The 15,315-nt window shown below is 40.1% G+C and carries 16 protein-coding genes; 3 read left to right on the top strand and 13 right to left on the bottom strand.

The genetic code is table 11. The features are described 5' to 3' along the window. Positions 1–268 precede the first annotated feature (268 nt). Positions 269–676, top strand: a complete 408-nt coding sequence (locus tag I3252_RS05625) for a hypothetical protein (protein WP_238034499.1) — start codon at positions 269–271, stop codon at positions 674–676. A gap of 34 nt (positions 677–710) precedes the next feature. After that, complete coding sequence (locus tag I3252_RS05620; RefSeq protein ID WP_201553628.1) at positions 711–2,132, top strand: GW dipeptide domain-containing protein; 1,422 nt, start codon at positions 711–713, stop codon at positions 2,130–2,132. A gap of 325 nt (positions 2,133–2,457) precedes the next feature. Here I3252_RS05620 and I3252_RS05615 read toward each other — a convergent pair whose 3' ends face one another. After that, the gene (locus tag I3252_RS05615; RefSeq protein ID WP_201559837.1) at positions 2,458–2,847 is read right to left on the bottom strand and encodes a hypothetical protein; all 390 of its coding nucleotides are present in this window, start codon (positions 2,845–2,847) and stop codon (positions 2,458–2,460) included. A gap of 372 nt (positions 2,848–3,219) precedes the next feature. On the opposite strand from I3252_RS05615, the gene I3252_RS05610 reads away from it, so the two are divergent. Further along, positions 3,220–4,206 (top strand): GerMN domain-containing protein, encoded by a 987-nt coding sequence (locus I3252_RS05610; RefSeq protein WP_201553626.1) that lies wholly within the window; start codon positions 3,220–3,222, stop codon positions 4,204–4,206. A gap of 564 nt (positions 4,207–4,770) precedes the next feature. Here the strand turns inward: I3252_RS05610 and I3252_RS05605 are convergent. The 12 genes from I3252_RS05605 to I3252_RS05550 form a co-directional block, all read right to left on the bottom strand. Next, positions 4,771–5,166: a hypothetical protein gene (locus I3252_RS05605; protein WP_238034498.1), complete on the bottom strand. Its 396-nt coding sequence runs from the start codon at positions 5,164–5,166 to the stop codon at positions 4,771–4,773. A 77-nt stretch (positions 5,167–5,243) separates the two neighbouring features. Continuing rightward, a complete protein-coding gene (locus I3252_RS05600; RefSeq protein WP_201501557.1) occupies positions 5,244–5,645 on the bottom strand; it encodes a hypothetical protein in 402 nt (133 codons plus the stop codon). A gap of 1,164 nt (positions 5,646–6,809) precedes the next feature. Beyond that, a complete protein-coding gene (locus I3252_RS05595) occupies positions 6,810–9,545 on the bottom strand; it encodes a DUF927 domain-containing protein (RefSeq protein ID WP_238034497.1) in 2,736 nt (911 codons plus the stop codon). A 108-nt stretch (positions 9,546–9,653) separates the two neighbouring features. After that, positions 9,654–10,235: a hypothetical protein gene (locus I3252_RS05590; RefSeq protein ID WP_238034496.1), complete on the bottom strand. Its 582-nt coding sequence runs from the start codon at positions 10,233–10,235 to the stop codon at positions 9,654–9,656. Next, entirely contained in the window at positions 10,228–10,743 is a 516-nt protein-coding gene (locus tag I3252_RS05585; RefSeq protein WP_238034495.1) for a hypothetical protein, read from the bottom strand. Before I3252_RS05585 ends, I3252_RS05590 begins: the two co-directional genes overlap by 8 nt. Next, complete coding sequence (locus I3252_RS05580) at positions 10,736–11,011, bottom strand: hypothetical protein (RefSeq protein ID WP_238034494.1); 276 nt, start codon at positions 11,009–11,011, stop codon at positions 10,736–10,738. The genes I3252_RS05585 and I3252_RS05580 overlap by 8 nt, the downstream gene beginning before the upstream one ends. Beyond that, positions 11,008–11,262 carry a helix-turn-helix domain-containing protein gene (locus I3252_RS05575; protein ID WP_238034493.1) on the bottom strand — a complete coding sequence of 85 codons (255 nt, stop codon included), beginning with the start codon at positions 11,260–11,262 and terminating at the stop codon, positions 11,008–11,010. Before I3252_RS05575 ends, I3252_RS05580 begins: the two co-directional genes overlap by 4 nt. A gap of 3 nt (positions 11,263–11,265) precedes the next feature. After that, the gene (locus I3252_RS05570) at positions 11,266–11,562 is read right to left on the bottom strand and encodes an AlpA family phage regulatory protein (protein ID WP_238034492.1); all 297 of its coding nucleotides are present in this window, start codon (positions 11,560–11,562) and stop codon (positions 11,266–11,268) included. 170 nt (positions 11,563–11,732) lie between these two features. Then, on the bottom strand, positions 11,733–12,086 hold the full coding sequence (locus I3252_RS05565) for a hypothetical protein (RefSeq protein ID WP_238034491.1): 354 nt from the start codon (positions 12,084–12,086) through the stop codon (positions 11,733–11,735). Between the two features lie 54 nt (positions 12,087–12,140). Further along, entirely contained in the window at positions 12,141–13,142 is a 1,002-nt protein-coding gene (locus I3252_RS05560) for a hypothetical protein (protein ID WP_238034490.1), read from the bottom strand. A 118-nt stretch (positions 13,143–13,260) separates the two neighbouring features. Further along, positions 13,261–14,502 carry an integrase arm-type DNA-binding domain-containing protein gene (locus I3252_RS05555; RefSeq protein WP_238034489.1) on the bottom strand — a complete coding sequence of 414 codons (1,242 nt, stop codon included), beginning with the start codon at positions 14,500–14,502 and terminating at the stop codon, positions 13,261–13,263. A 313-nt stretch (positions 14,503–14,815) separates the two neighbouring features. Continuing rightward, entirely contained in the window at positions 14,816–15,310 is a 495-nt protein-coding gene (locus I3252_RS05550) for a glycosyl hydrolase 108 family protein (protein WP_238034488.1), read from the bottom strand. Positions 15,311–15,315 lie beyond the last annotated feature (5 nt).

The following is a 15,315-nucleotide window of genomic DNA, read 5'->3' as shown; positions in this document are numbered from 1 at the left end:
AGATTACAAGCTGCTTAATTGGGCTTGATGGTGACAACTAGCTTGAAAAACTCCGCCTAGCTCTAATTCTAAACGTGTAGGTAAGTTTAATAATGGTAGTAAAGCTACTGCTTTATGGATAGAAGGCGATTGGCTTTTTGTTCATAACAAGTCCAATGTTGGTTACGTTCATGTAAGTAATTTAAATGCAGTTGATTCAGCCATAGACAAGTTACAATCTAGTGATAACCCTACTAATGTCATTTTAGAAAAAGAAGCTGACTTAGATATGGACGGTGATAGCGATGTCATAAGCGTTGCAAAGCCTAAAGAACAAGACGATAGAAACTTTGATCTTGAAATTTCCGTATATCGAACGGTCAACGGGAAAAGTCATTTGTGGCAACAAAACACGTTAATGTTCAAGGATCCAATCAATGGCTGCATGATGGACGGTTTGGAAGATATCAGTACAAGCTCAGGTAAGTTTACTATTGAATATATGTCTTGCTACGATAACAAGTATGGTAAAAGGTTTGTGAGCTTTTCCTATGACATTCAGTCAGATGATTTTAAGGTGATTAAAAATATAATAAGCTTTTTTAACTCTGAATCGAATGAGATGAACCAAACGTTTAATTGCAAAGATAATGGATATTTGTTTTCATCTTACAATGATGATTGTGAGTGGTTGTAGCAATTTTTTTGAATTTCTAGTAAGAGCAAATTAAATGAAAAATACGCTGAAAACACTTCTTTTGCTAATAGCCCCAATCTCTATCGTTGCTTGTAATGCACAATCAACTTCTTCAGAACATCAACCAAGCAATGAAGGAACGATAACCACGGCTAAAGTGGCTAACGTTAACAGCGACATTAACGCTAAGAGAAATATCGTTCTGTATATGGAAGCTCATGATTTATCCGGTCTTGAACAATCCTCTAAGTCAGACGCGCATTATTATCGAGTTCTCATTAAGAAATTATCTAATAATCGTTATTTAGTGCAGGATTTCTTTATCTTGGGAGATAAGTTTACAGATCCGTATATATTGACAGAGGGAAAGCTTGATTATACCGATAACGAGGACGTAGCCCATCCCAATAATTATTATCCAAGGGAAGGAATAAGAACCGTATTGTTTGAGTCTGGTAGTAAAAAAATACAATCCTATTATAAAAATAATTTGCCAACAGGGACTTGGATTGAGTATTTTGAAAATGGACAAAAAAAGAGTGAAGATACTTACAAAGATGGGGTTTTGCATGGTATATCTAAGAAATGGAATGAGCAAGGTGACCTAACAGGTGAATGCACTTATGACCATGGTGTCAAAAATGGTCGCTGTTATTCAAAATTCACGTTATATCCTAATATCTATCACTCTGACAGTAAATATAAGAATGGTAAAAGATTTGGTATTTCTAAATCATGGAATATAGATGGTACCATTGAAGAATTCATATTTAATGGGCCACTATCTCTGCAGGAAATCGAAAAGGATTTGACAAAAAATCAGTTTAAAATATTTACTCTTGATGTTACTGCAGATGGCATAGATGATTTAGTGATTAGTCGTATCAATGATAATGCTAATCTATATCAAGGTGACGAACTTTATGTTCTTATTGGAGACAAAGGTGGTAAATACAAATTGAGCTTGAGTACGTCAAATTATGCCAGCGATGGAGGTTACTTTTTATACGATATATTACCTCGACCGAACTATAATGGTTTTATTCTTGGCACATATTTTTCAAGTAAAGGTCAACCAAACATTAATTACTATTTTACCTTTAAAAATAAAGATTGGTATGTTTCAACCACTACGATGGGAGGGTCTATGCCTAGTGGAGAATATTATTATTGTATTGATAATAATCAAAAACACATAAAAGAATATACTAATAGTATGCCGCCTGCTGATGATACTAAGCCCTGTACCCCACCACCCACCAAGTACGTCGTCACGTCAGATAAGGCAGAAATATTGTCTGACACCTTTGAATCTAGATCACCACCAAATTACTATATCCAAAAAGATACTATTGAAGCTATTGATCAAAATGAAGACTGGGTACAAGTATCTTATAAAAATGGTACTAAATTTGGTTGGATCGATAAGCGTGATTTGACGCCTATACCAAACTAACTCGAGGCAAAGACATTCATTACAAGCTTTACCGATGATAGTAGCTAGAAAAGCTAATAAAAAAACCAAAAAAATCCGACTGCATTAAGCGATCGGATTTTTAATATTTGGTGGAGAGGTAATCATCCCAACCATAAGACACTTATCAAATAGAATTAAGCTGTATGGTTTAGTTTCTGTATTGGCGTAAAGCCACCATTGCCCATGCTCGGGCGCTCATAATTGCATTTGATCTTTAATAGTTCGATGTCATAGTGGCACGCCTTTCTGGCCCTTGTATTGATAGGTCATTGCTACGCTGTGGACTTTATTATCTTACAATTACTTATGGTAGGTTGTAGTGCTTAACTGTGGATAGTCGCTCAATCCTCTTTTCTGGTTTTACCCTAGCTGCTTCTGCATTGGACTCTGCCCAAGCTGCGTATGCTTTAGCCCTAGCTATTTTCTCTTCTGCCCTAACTGCTTTTTCTGCTGCCCTAGCAGATTCTACTTTTGCAATGGCTGCGTTCGCTTTTGCAATGGCTACGTCTGCTTTCGCAATGGCTTCTGCCCTAGCTACTTTTTCTGCTGCGTGTGCTTTTGTGTATGCTTCTACACTAGGTTGTTTGGCTGCAGCCATGGCATATTCATTATGGGCATTTGCTACTCCAAAAGTAAAAACAGTCAAAGTTATTACACCTGATAGAAATGTAAATAATTGGTTTAATGCTTTCATTGTATTGTTTACTCTCAGTTTTATTCAAATGTACCTACAATACACGATGTCTAAATCATTAGGCAAGCTTGCTTCCTCCTACTTCATCAAACGTTAAAAAGTCCTTAAAGTTGAATAAAATACTTCTCCTTTATAGCCTATATTTTATAGGGTATTAATAAAGGCGTTTTGACTGTATAGCTTACGTGTTAAAGTATTAAAGAAAACGTAATGATCGAAAAATCCTAGCGCCTTGATTTGCTCTAAGATCACCATTACTTACTGGTGGCTTTAATGAAAAAATACTTACCAAATCCTCCTTCTGGAAACAAACCCACACCTTATCATAATAGTAAGCTTATACTTGATCCAAGATTTCCTGAGGGATGAGAAATGAAAAAAAATATTTATAGGATTTTACTGACAATATTATCTATTACATTAGCAGGTTGCAGTAATGCGGAGAATAAAAATCAATCAGTGCTACCTCAGACTAATAAAGAAGATATTTTTTTAGATAAACCAAAAATGCAATCATCAAAAACATCCGAACCTCAATTAAAATGCGCACAGTTTAATCTAGATAATACTGTATGTACCTACTGGAAAAACTCTGAGAAATTTAAGGAAGAGATAAAAATCCAAGAATATGAAATTTACCCTTCGCTTATAGAAGTCCATGAATTATCTCCGACTGAATATAATTTTTTTACAACTACAAATATGTATTATAAAAACAAGAGTTATGAGGCTAATATTTTTCCAAATTCTAGAGTCCAACTATCAAATGGAAATGAAGTTATCAACTTAATCTGTAATAAAGATAGTTGTTCTAAGCCATTTTTATGGGGTTTTGCTACAGAGTCAACTATAAGAGATAATCCTAAATTAGCTGATGCGATGATGACTAAGATATCATTTATATATACCAAAAACTATAAAAGCTATCTTAATAAAATTAGCAAGCAGTCAATTAAAGACAAATTAGCTGTGAAAGTTTATTTTGAAAACCCAAATCTAGATGACTCAGACTATGTCATTAGATTTGTGAATAAAGAATCGCCACTTAAGAATGCGATTCAAGAATACTTAAACGGTCTAACACCAGAGGAGAAAAAGCTAGGGTTTGAGTCTAGTAATTTCGGCAATGAAAATTTTACAGTGAAAATTGAGAACCACATCGCTAAGATTCATTTTACTGCTAATGACTTAACTAAAGATTTGAGATCGCCACAGCAAGTGATCGATTTTACAATGGCTATCACTTTAACAGCCGAGCAATTTGATGCTGTTAATGATGCACAGATTTGCGTCAATAATACTTATAATTACGAAATAACTTTTTTTGCTAATGAAGAATCAGTTGATTGTCCCTTTTAACTTTTATTTCAACTATCTACATTTAAAATTAAACCAAAAAAAAATCCGACCACATTAAGTGATCGGATTTTTAATATTTGGTGGAGATGGCGGAAACTAAACTATAAGTGCAAGTAGTTGATTTTTATAACTATTTAAAGTTAAAAATAAGACGATACCAACCATAATACCAACAATAGATTTTGATTTTACTGTTATTCAGTGCCTACCCTATCAACTAAAGATTATTTTGTAATTGTTTGCACTATTTAATGTTTCAACATTTCTCAACATTATAGGGCGGTGTAATTGTTCAGGACTTCACAAGCGGTGACCGCTGCCTAAGTGATTTTTATGCGTCCGCGTAATTAAAAGTTTAGGGCGTGCACTTTGTTTGCATGGGGTTCAATTGCTAATGACTGCACGCGCTCAATAATGGCGCTTAAATGTGTGCGTTTTCTTTGCATGAACTCGCACTTACTCCTTTTATAGCGCATGCTTTTAGGGTTTTCATGCCAATTCAAACGCTTTCTTATTGCTTGCATACTTGCATAAGGTCGCTGGCACCGCTGCATAAGATGTCGCTCAATGTGTGCTTAATTCCTTCAGCTCAAGCCTCTTGAATGATACCGCCCTATCTGCTTTTGCTTCTGCACTGGACTGTGCCCAAGCTGCGTGTGCTTTTGCGTACGCTTCTGCCCTAGCTGCTTCTACTTTTACCCTAGCTGCTTTTTCTTCTGTCCTAGCTATTTCTGCTTTTGCAATGGCTGCGTTTGCTTTTGCAATGGCTGCGTCTGCTTTCGCGTATGCTTCTGCCCTAGCTACTTTTCCTGCTGCTTGTGCTTTTGCGTATGCTTCTGCACTAGATGGTTCGGCTGCAACCATGGCATATTCATTATTGGCACTTGCTACTCCCAAAGAACAAACTGTTAAAACTATAATGCCTGATAGGAATGTGGATAATTGGTTTAATAATCTCATGATATTTACTACCTTAAAGTTAGTTCAAACACGATCACTATATAAGTTATCTAAATCATTGGGCAAATTTGATTTTTCTACATACCGCTTTCTGATCTAAATTTCTCTAACCGCGCCTTTGTCTGCTTGCACCTATCTAGCCCCATTCTAATAACTTCGGATAAATCAGCATTAGGCTTGATAGCGTTTGATACGGTTGGCTTCATACCAATTTCATCTTGTCTTTTCTGAGCCAGTTTGTTCAGTGGTAAGCCTACTTGCGACTCATCATTGATCGTATCATCAGGATAATATGTTACTTCGTTCAAGCTGCAAGCAATGTGACCATACTTAGTAGTAAACGGGTATGGCTCAACATTGCCATAACTTGACCAATAAATATCAGTAACCTCTATAACATCATCAGTATCATTAACTGTATTGTCTATAGGCTGGCAAGCTGTCAGTGATAGTAAGATCATAGGGATTAATTTGTTCATCTATTCGCCTACTGGTGTTCATTCAATAAACTATACCTTAGCATGACTGACAAAAGGTGTGCTTTGATTTTTTAACATGACTTTAACCTACTACTGACCGCTGTAAATCATGCGCCTACGATACTTGTCCAAAAAGTCCCTTATGCAGCCCCTCGATACCTGTTAAGAAACTACCAATCATGGGCAAAATATGCCCCGTGCGCGTACTGTTCCATAAACTAGCCCTAACGTGTCCAACAATACATTTTTAGCCCTCTTACGGTGTCCGAAAAGTCCCTTACGATACCTGTGCATAAAGTCCCTTTTATGGACTCGCAAAATTACCCTTAGTCGATTTAGAACAGTCCGAAAACAGTCCCTTTTTATGGACTCCAAAAACTACCCTCTACGATGTCCGAAAATTACCCCAGTCCTTTTAAAACAGTCCGAAAAATACCCCTTTGTGGACTCGAAGAACTCCTTTTTATAATGTATGAAAACCTCTGTCATTGTTGCTTGCCTCGCGTGCGCGCGCGATACTTGTCCGTTAATTAGCTAAGTCCTTATGCTGTATGGCTTTGTGATACTAGCAATGATGGGTGGCTGCCTTGCAAAATGTCAAGTTTTGTCATATTGGGGCGGCGTGTGATTTGGTTTTGAATGTAAGGTTTTATCAGGTTTTGGGCTGTGCAAAATGTTAAGTTCTGTCAAGTCGGTGGCTGTATTAATCGGTTTTGAATGTACGGTTTTATACGGTTCTAACCTTGTGGCAATCATGGGGTGGTAGGTGCTGCCAGTAATGAAATGAATGTGAGGTTCTAACGTGTCCGAAAACTAACCGTAACCTTACTGTTTTTCTCATGCTCGTACTTGTTAAGAAACTACCCTTTGAATGCGATACGTCCAAAACTGGACTTATCTAAAACCTTAGGGTTTCCTTAGTTTCTTTACACTATAAAAAGGGCTTGGTCTGTCCATTGAGTGCCACTTATTCAGTTTTAAACCTTAACATTTATTAACATGCTGGCAGTCGTCAAACTGGTTTGAATGTAAACAAATGACAACATGCTGCCCGTGATTTGCAAGTGAGTATTGAGCGCCTAACCTTAGGTTTCCCTTAGGTTTTTGCAGTCCATAAAAAAAGGCAGACGATAAACGCCTACCCTTTGTTAAATCATTAATGAATTATGAATAATCTATTTCACTGCCAAACGGTGGTATTTCATTATTAGGATCAATTACACTCTGTTTTGCTGTACCTTGCTTTTTAGTGGCGGACAAGGCGGACAAGGGGACATTGCCCGTGGTTACTGGGTTTGCAGCTGTCCCCCGTGTTTTTGGGTAGGCGGACAAGGCGGACAGTTCATCTACTTGTGGCTCACTGTGTCCGCTGTGTCCGCGTGTGTCCCTTTGGCTGTGGACAGCCTCTAACCCTTGCCCTATATGGTGTGTCCGCTGTGTCCGCGCTGTCCCTACGCTTTTATCAGTTTCATAACTTAGTATGTCGCTTTTGATGGCATAAACACGCGTACGGGCTTTGGGGTTCTTTGCTGTTGGTGCTGGGACTCTAAACGTCTTTTTGTTGGTTTCATTGGTAATTAGCAGACCAGCATCATCTAATACTTGCGTTACCTTTTTAAGCTCATACGGTGTGCATACCTCTTTTTCAAACGCATTGATATAAAAGTAGTAATCATTGCTGCCTTGCTTACGATAGCCCACACGGTTAGTTACTTTTTGCTCATTGTCAGTATAAAAAGACTTCTCGCATGGTTGAAAGCGACTACTACCATGCAATTCAATAAATGCTTGAATATGTTTAATGATTTGGCGCTGTTCGTGTTCACCATCACGCCCATAGTTATCGAGCCAATTATCTAAGCATGTCATAACGGCTGTGGTTGCTTGTCCTGCTTGCCAGCCTGTAATGCCTGCACCTGTTGCCATCTCACCAGCCGCGGCAACAATAGCGAACCGTTTAGCCACTCTATGCGCTTGCGGTGCAAGGTCGCTATATTGACTCATAAACTCATTTACAAGCTGCTTGGCGGTGGCTGTGGTGGCTGCTTTGTCGATAGTGATATATTCTAGCCATGCTATGCCAGCTGATCCATAGTAAGTGTGTGATAACTCCTTGATCTTATCGGCTTGTGCTGCGCCTGTGTCTGCCAGTACCAAACTATCAAACGTCTTTAAACCTTGACCAGCATCAGCATCAATATGCGCTACTCGAACCTCAATACCTGCATTCGTTTTCTGTCCTGCTTGTGCCATGAAGTTCTGTAGTGACTCCTCACCATTAGACAAAAAGATAATGCGCCATGTCTTAGCAATGCGGTTATGCCCTGTGGTGGTGCTACGACCTTTGCCTTTACCATTAGCCAGCATGTAAACGCTGTTACCTACTATTCGTGGATCGCATTCGCTGATTTCATCAAGTGGTAAAAAACTGTCGTTATGCTCGCTTGCTGTGCCCTCTAAGGCGTTATCAGTGCTGCGCCATGTCTTAGTATAGCTGTCAGGCTTGCCCCATACGCTAGACGCTGTTTTAAGTGATAATGACTTGCCCATGCTTGATGATCCTAAAAGGTGAAAGCCACCCCCATCATCATCTAACAGCTCTAACAATTGACCAGCAAACGCGCAAGCAATAGAGAAAACAAAACGGCTTTGATCTGCTAGTTTTTTGCATAGTTCATCACGCCATTGGGCTAATGTACCTTGCTGGGCTATGGTGCTATTGATTGCATTGGCTGCCTGATAGACTATTAACTGCTTACCATCGCCGCCTATTGCGCTATCAGGTAATATATATTGTCCATCATGCCAGCCCAGCTTATCCACGCATAACGCCCGTTTATGAATAGGATAGTCCTGAATATAAGTATCTAAGTAGCTGCGCTGTTTACTGTTGGTAGTAATGTTCAATCCTTGACTGGCTAATTCTCTACGATACTCACGGGCATCACCTTGTAGCAGTGATAACGGCATTGACCACGTATGCAGCACGCTATCATCATCACGCCATTGCAATAACCGCCCCCATGTACCGCTGCTTGTGTCCCGTGTCTTTGCGATAACCTCAATCGGTGAACAAACAAACGCCTTAAACTTAAAGGTTATGTTTGCTGGATCGTCATCGTTATATTTCACAAAAAACAGTCCATCATGGTATAGCTCAAAACGCCCATCAGCATAAATCATCGGTTCATTCAGCTGTGGATCATCGCGCCATTCAGGATAGTAAGCGGTGTCTTTTAAGTTAATGATTTGGCTGTCATCAGCTGCCAGTATTGCCTCATAGCTGTGGTTAGCATGTAGCAAGGTGACAATATCAGCCACAGTAACCAATGCCCTAGCATTCACGCCTGCCAATTGATTTATCATGCCTTTGTTATCTATGGTCATTGGTACAGTTAGCAGTGATCCGCTACTCCAATGCTGCACCATCTTTTTAAAGCATTGCTTTGTCTTTTGAGGGCTAATAATAAAGGTTGTTTTGTCGTCTGCCATACACTGATACGCATCAATGCCATATTCTGCATCATCGAAAGCGATTACCTCATTGCCTTTGTTTAAGTCACCAATGACGATAGCGCCATAACCTGTAGGATCAATAACAATGGGCTTGGCTTTGCTGTTTGGTGTGTAGAATACCGCGCCTACAATATCGCCTTGTTTATCGGTCAATCGTAGGGCTATCGTGCCAGCGGTTTTTACTATTTTCGCGTCATTTGTAGTAAGATCATCAGTAACGCTTAACAAGCTGTTAGGCGGTAATAGCTCATATCGTTTTATTAAAGTAAGATCGTCTGCCAGTCCTTGCCGTGTGACTGCATCAAAACTATTCATTACCTTTGTAAAGCCTGCGCTAAATGCGTGGGCTTTTTCATGGCTGGTGGTTTGTGGTGTGGTGGTCATTTATTCCCCCTTGCTTGCGACTGGTTCGGCTGGCGTGTGGCTCTATATTTTTTATAGTAGCTTTTGCGCTTGGCATGCTTACGGCTTTGCTTTGGTGGGTAACTTTTATTAGTAGGCACAAGCATCTACCTTACCAAAACCAGTTTGGGCTAAGGGTTCGTTGATAATCTCTAATTGACTGTAAAGCAGACTGATCCAAGTATCGGCGGCATCTTGTGATAGACGCGCCATTGCTATCACTGCATAGGGTTCTAGCTTACGGGTAGCGATAAGGTGGAATAACTGCCCCATGTCATGCAAGGCAGTAGCAGCGGCGTTAATGTCACATGCAATATCCGATAGCATGATGGACGGCATCAATATCACTTCGTCATCGTCTGCATCGGTGCAATCTATGGTTTTGACTTGGTGGGCGCTGCCAAACAGTGTGTTAATGGCTTGGCGGTTTGCTGGCGTGTCATAGAATAATGACGGGGCTTTGTCATCGCGGCTTACTTTGCCATCATTGCGGTAATGGTATGTTTTGCCGTTTAAGGTAAAGCCTAAACAATCATATTCTTTATCATTGAATAGCTTGTAAGTGCCATTACCCACAGACGGGCACAGAATGCTGTCACCAGCCTTGAATGCGGCTAGTGTGCTGTTAGTAGTGGTTTGAGTGTTTGAGGTCGTACGGATTGAATTAGGCATGATAGCCTCCTGAACAATTAGTTAGTATTTTGCCACCCATAAAAAAATAGGGTGACAGGTCATTAACTACCGTGTTCAGACGGCGGAACTTATTTCCCACAAGGGGTATTGTATTAGGTTCACTTAACCCGTCATAGATGTTCGCACCGATAGTAGCGGCGCTATATTTATGACTTGCCTGCAATGCAGACGTATTTTTATTCATGCCGTTTATAGCTTGCTGGTAGTTAGTCAGACAAGTTTTAGGCACAAAAATAGCCAAAGAATGACGGCTTGGCTTTGCCGCTGAACAATTAGTAGTGAGGCTATGATAACGGCTGTTACCATCACTTGCAATCAGTTTTGCATTCACTGGCTGGCAAGCGATTAATGATAGTATCAAGCCAATACCTGCCACCCATACCATGAATATAATAAAGCTGATTAGTAAGCCGCGCTTATGTGGCTGTTTGCGATTGTGTGCCCCGTGGCTGGCTTGGGGATTGGTTTTGTTATGATTATCACTCATGGCTTATTACCTCCACAGTTGGCAAGGTTATAAGCCCGTCCATCATTTCACTAACAATGCTTGCCAGCTCACTATTAGCAAGTAAGGCAGACCTTACAGCGACTATCACGCCCTTGCTTGCGTCATCATCGGCATTGATAGCATTAAGTGCCATTGCTAGGCTCTCCGCATCGTTTGATAGGTCTTGTATGCGGTCATTAATGACAGACAGATAATAGCTATCTACTGCCACTAGGCGCGGCTCTAATATGTCGTTTGGCTGGCTCATGATTGCACCCCTGTAGCGTCATGGTTGCCATCGGCTGGCGTGTCTATCCAGTATTGTTTAAACGTCTTACCATTGAGTTTGATGGTCTTATCTTGAATAACCACGCCTTGCGCTCTTAGCTCACTGATCCGCTGTAAAAAGCATGTTATTTGCCATAGATCAAAGGCTTCATAAGTGGATAGGCTGTTACCTGCCAGCATGTGATTATGAATAATCTGCTTATAACTCTTTTTTGGTTGCCGTGTATTCATGATCTACACCTCGCTAGTGTTTGAGGTGTGACTGTTTAGCCACGCATGAATGTCTGCATAACTCCATGCGGTCATAGTAGGTGATAGCTTTCTGCCAGCTGGGAAACGTCCATCTTTTGACCATTCAAAAAGGGTGGTTTTGCTAAATGGTAGGAATGGCAGAATATCTTTAGCCCTGCCCATGCCAGTAGTAGGCAGTTGCATAGCTGGACTATTTGCGGTGGTTGGTTCGGTATCGTGCGAGGTGTCACCAGTAAATGGAATTACTGGGGCGCTTTGGGTAGCTTGTTGCTGTGTCATATTCATATCTCCATGTTAGCCGTAAAGGTGTTCTACGGCTTTCAACATGGTTCTATGGTATGTGGTGGGACTTGTCGGAGGTTCTACAGTAGATAGCAAGTTATCTATAGTAGATTACTTTAGGTATAAAAAACCACCTGTTAAGGTGGCTATTGTTGGACGTTAAGTTTCTAATTATTGAGCTGTGTGTGCAATTGCAGCATGCTTTTCAAGCTATCAATACTATCAGGATATTTCTTAGCAAATTCCATAACAGCATTGTTATCATTTAGATCGAGACTGCTCATTTCTTGCATTGCTTTATCATGTTGTTTTCTAGCTTTGCGAGCGTCCCATGCTTTTCGTATGTTCTGCCCTTCAGCAAAGCTATTTGATAGCCTATCAACATCAATAGTGCTATTGCCCATCAATGGCGCGTTGTTCGGCTGTATCATCGTTTGTTGATGAACATAAATATCATAGCGCTGGGCATACGACAACATAGAAATACTGCATGCTATAACAAATAAAATAAGCTTACCCATTAAACACTCCTTGTTTTTTGTTTAAATCATCGCTAGCAAGTTATCTACTATAGATTACTTTACTGGCTTTATATCGTTAATGCGTGACAGCCATTTGCCTACGGCTTCATACTCGAGTGGCAAGCCATCGTTTTGCAATATAGTAGTAATTGCTGCATTTAAAGATGGCGTGTTTTGACTGTAAGGCTTTGAATTATCTAAACCAGTAATTTTAGCCATTGCATACATGACTTTATCTAGTGTCTTATATGCTTGATGCGGTACATTTTTTAAGTCATTAGCTGGCTTATTTACCTGCTCATTGAGTTTAGCTTTAAGTATTTCGTTTTCAGCTGCAAGCTTTTTTACCTTTTCTTTTAAGGTTTTAGTTTCATTTTGTTCAATGTCAATACTGGCTTCATCAGGCTTCTTAAATAGTTGCACCTTTGCATTATCAAAGATAGGTGTAAACTGATTTTTTGAAGATGTGAAGTCATCTACGCTTAACAAGATTATGTTATCGAATCTAATAATAAACTGATAAAAAAATCGTGATATTAGCTCTGGCACTGCATTAATGCTTATCAGTCCATTTTCTTCAACTTTAATTCGACTGTTTAATGCAAGTTCATGGAGCTTTTTACAGACGATAACTTGTTCATTGTTATAGTTTTCATAGACTAATTTATCAATCATTTGCTTATCTGTAAAATCAGGATTACCAAATTTATCGAAAATATCTAGGTTATTTAGCTCCTCTGAAATGAAATAGATATCGCCTAAACGACCTGCCAACTCTATTGGCATCTCTCTAATAGTATTCAAAGTTAATGGTGAATTTTTAATATCTTCAAATAAAGAAATAATTACTTCACTTTGATTATCTATAGGTAATATATCTGCACTATCAATGTCTATATAGTAGGCTTTGGTCTTAATATGAAATCCATGATATTTGAGATAACTCGCAATATAATAGGAGGTGTACTCAGATAAGAGGCACAAAATATCAATAATATTTGATAAACATATATATTTATCAAACTTACCTTCTTCTGAAGCAATAGCATAGTCCACAATACACACCCCTACACCCTTAAATCAAAGTAGGTGCAAGGCAGTGACAGCATAAGGGTGTGAATAGCTGTCGTTCGGGTAATTAGTCCTAGCCTTGCATGGTCGTTACAGCATGATGCTAGCCATGCTTTTGTGCTTGTTGTTTAAAGTCTGCACGTATTAAGTTATCTAACTTGCCAGCATAAGCATCATCAATGAAGTTTGCCCATTCGTTCATCATATTAATTCTGTATGGCAAGTGCTGTGCCCCGTTATAAGCTGCACTGATCTTGTTTTCTCTATCATGTGCCAGCTGTAGCTCTATGGCTTCGTGCATAAACTCTTTTTCATGCAGTGTGGTACTGGCAAGCCCTCTAAACCCGTGCCCCGTCATCTTGCCTTTATAACCCATATTCCATAGGGCATTAATAAACGCACTTTGGCTGTACGGCTTACGTGTTGAGGTATTAAAGAAAACATACTGATCCGAAAAACCTAGCTCTTTAATCTGCTTCAATATCGCTACTGCTTGCGGTGCTAGTGGCACGATATGCAAACGCCTAGCTTTCATCTTTTCAGCTGGGACAGTCCATAAGCCGCGATTAAAATCTATGTCCTGCCATTCCATAAAGCGCAATTCATTAGTGCGTACAAACGTATAGCATAAAAACCATAAGCCTAGTTTCACCAATACATCACCTTGATAAGCATTGATGTCTTTTAGTAGCTTAGGTAATTGCTGGCTAGTGATACGGCTATGATTGACGGTCTTGTGTGGCTTGATGGCTTCGGCTAGGTCGGTGGCTGGGTTATGCGTGGCTAATCCATTGCGTATGGCGTGCTTGAATATCTGCCCTATCTCTCTAATAGTCCGCCTTGCCATCTCATTAGCGCCGCGGCTCTCTACTGCTTTACCGATAGCCAATACATCAGGCGCGGTAATGTCGTTTATGTTCTTTTGACCAATAGAGGGCTTAACATCGCGCATGTAGGCGGAATAGTTACGGGAAAAGGTGCTTTCTGCTAGGTAGGTCTTGCGCTCGCTATACCATGACTGGGCTATGTTATCGAAAACATTTAAACCGTCTTGGCTGGCTTGCTGCTCTCTCTTATGGTCTTTAGGGTTCACACCATCAGCTATTAAGCGTTTGATCTCAATATTGCGCTGCCTTGCATTTTGTAGGCTCATAACTGGATAAGTGCCAATAGTGAGGGTTTGCTGCTTACCTTGCCAGCGGTACGCGCTGATCCATGACTTAACGCCCGTATAACGCACCCATAATTGCAGCCCGTTACCATCGCTATGCTTGTCAGGTCGCTTTGTATCAATCGAGGTGCTACTGGGCTGTAGCTTATTGATAACGGTATGAGTTAAGGGCATTGGACTATCCTTTGTTGGTATTGAGCGCGTGTATAAACTCTAATACCAACAATAATACCAACATTCTATATGGTTCGCCATACCCCTATATAACTCTTAATCCTTGAAAAACGCCCAAAATAAAGGGCTAACAGTCTATGACGGTCAGCCCTTTATCGTTGTTTGGTGGAGATGGCGGGAGTTGAACCCGATTACATCACATTCTATCAAACGCTATCAAATACGCTCTTAGTAATATCAATGACTTACGATTACGCAATGTGATTAGATGTGATAGTGTTTGATAGTAGGCTGTCAAGAATCATGTCACAGCTTAATTATCCGATGCCGCAAATCGTAAATTGCCAGCCACTCGCCTCGCCCAACCTTTACCGAAACTAATCCAACCGCGCAAGCCGGTGTAGAATTCAATACGCTCAGCATTGAATAATAATACCACATCGTTTTTGTCGGTTGCTGCAACTGCTGCCAATGTACGTGGTCCAATCAAACCATCTGCACTGGCTCCAACAGCTCGCTGTAAAAACTTAACTGCTTGTCGGTTACCATGATTATATGCAGCGTCGGTTAGTTGCCATGCAATCAGTCTGTCTAGTTGATCGCCTTTGACTGCCCTGTAGTATGACTGTTCGGTGATCTGCTTGGCAAGTGATTTGGGTAGCTTGCGCATGTCTCCCCAATAACCATGTGCGTTAGCAACACGTTTGGTTACGCCGTACATGGTTTCGCCACCGGGGTCGTTCGGATTATTGACGTACCCACCCTCATGATCCATTAATCTATCAAAAATCATGTCGTAAATACTCATAGCCT

It is taken from the genome of Psychrobacter sp. Ps4 (genome assembly GCF_022129285.1).
Lineage (GTDB): Bacteria > Pseudomonadota > Gammaproteobacteria > Pseudomonadales > Moraxellaceae > Psychrobacter > Psychrobacter immobilis_A.
This window is presented reverse-complemented; position numbering and strand designations above follow the sequence as displayed.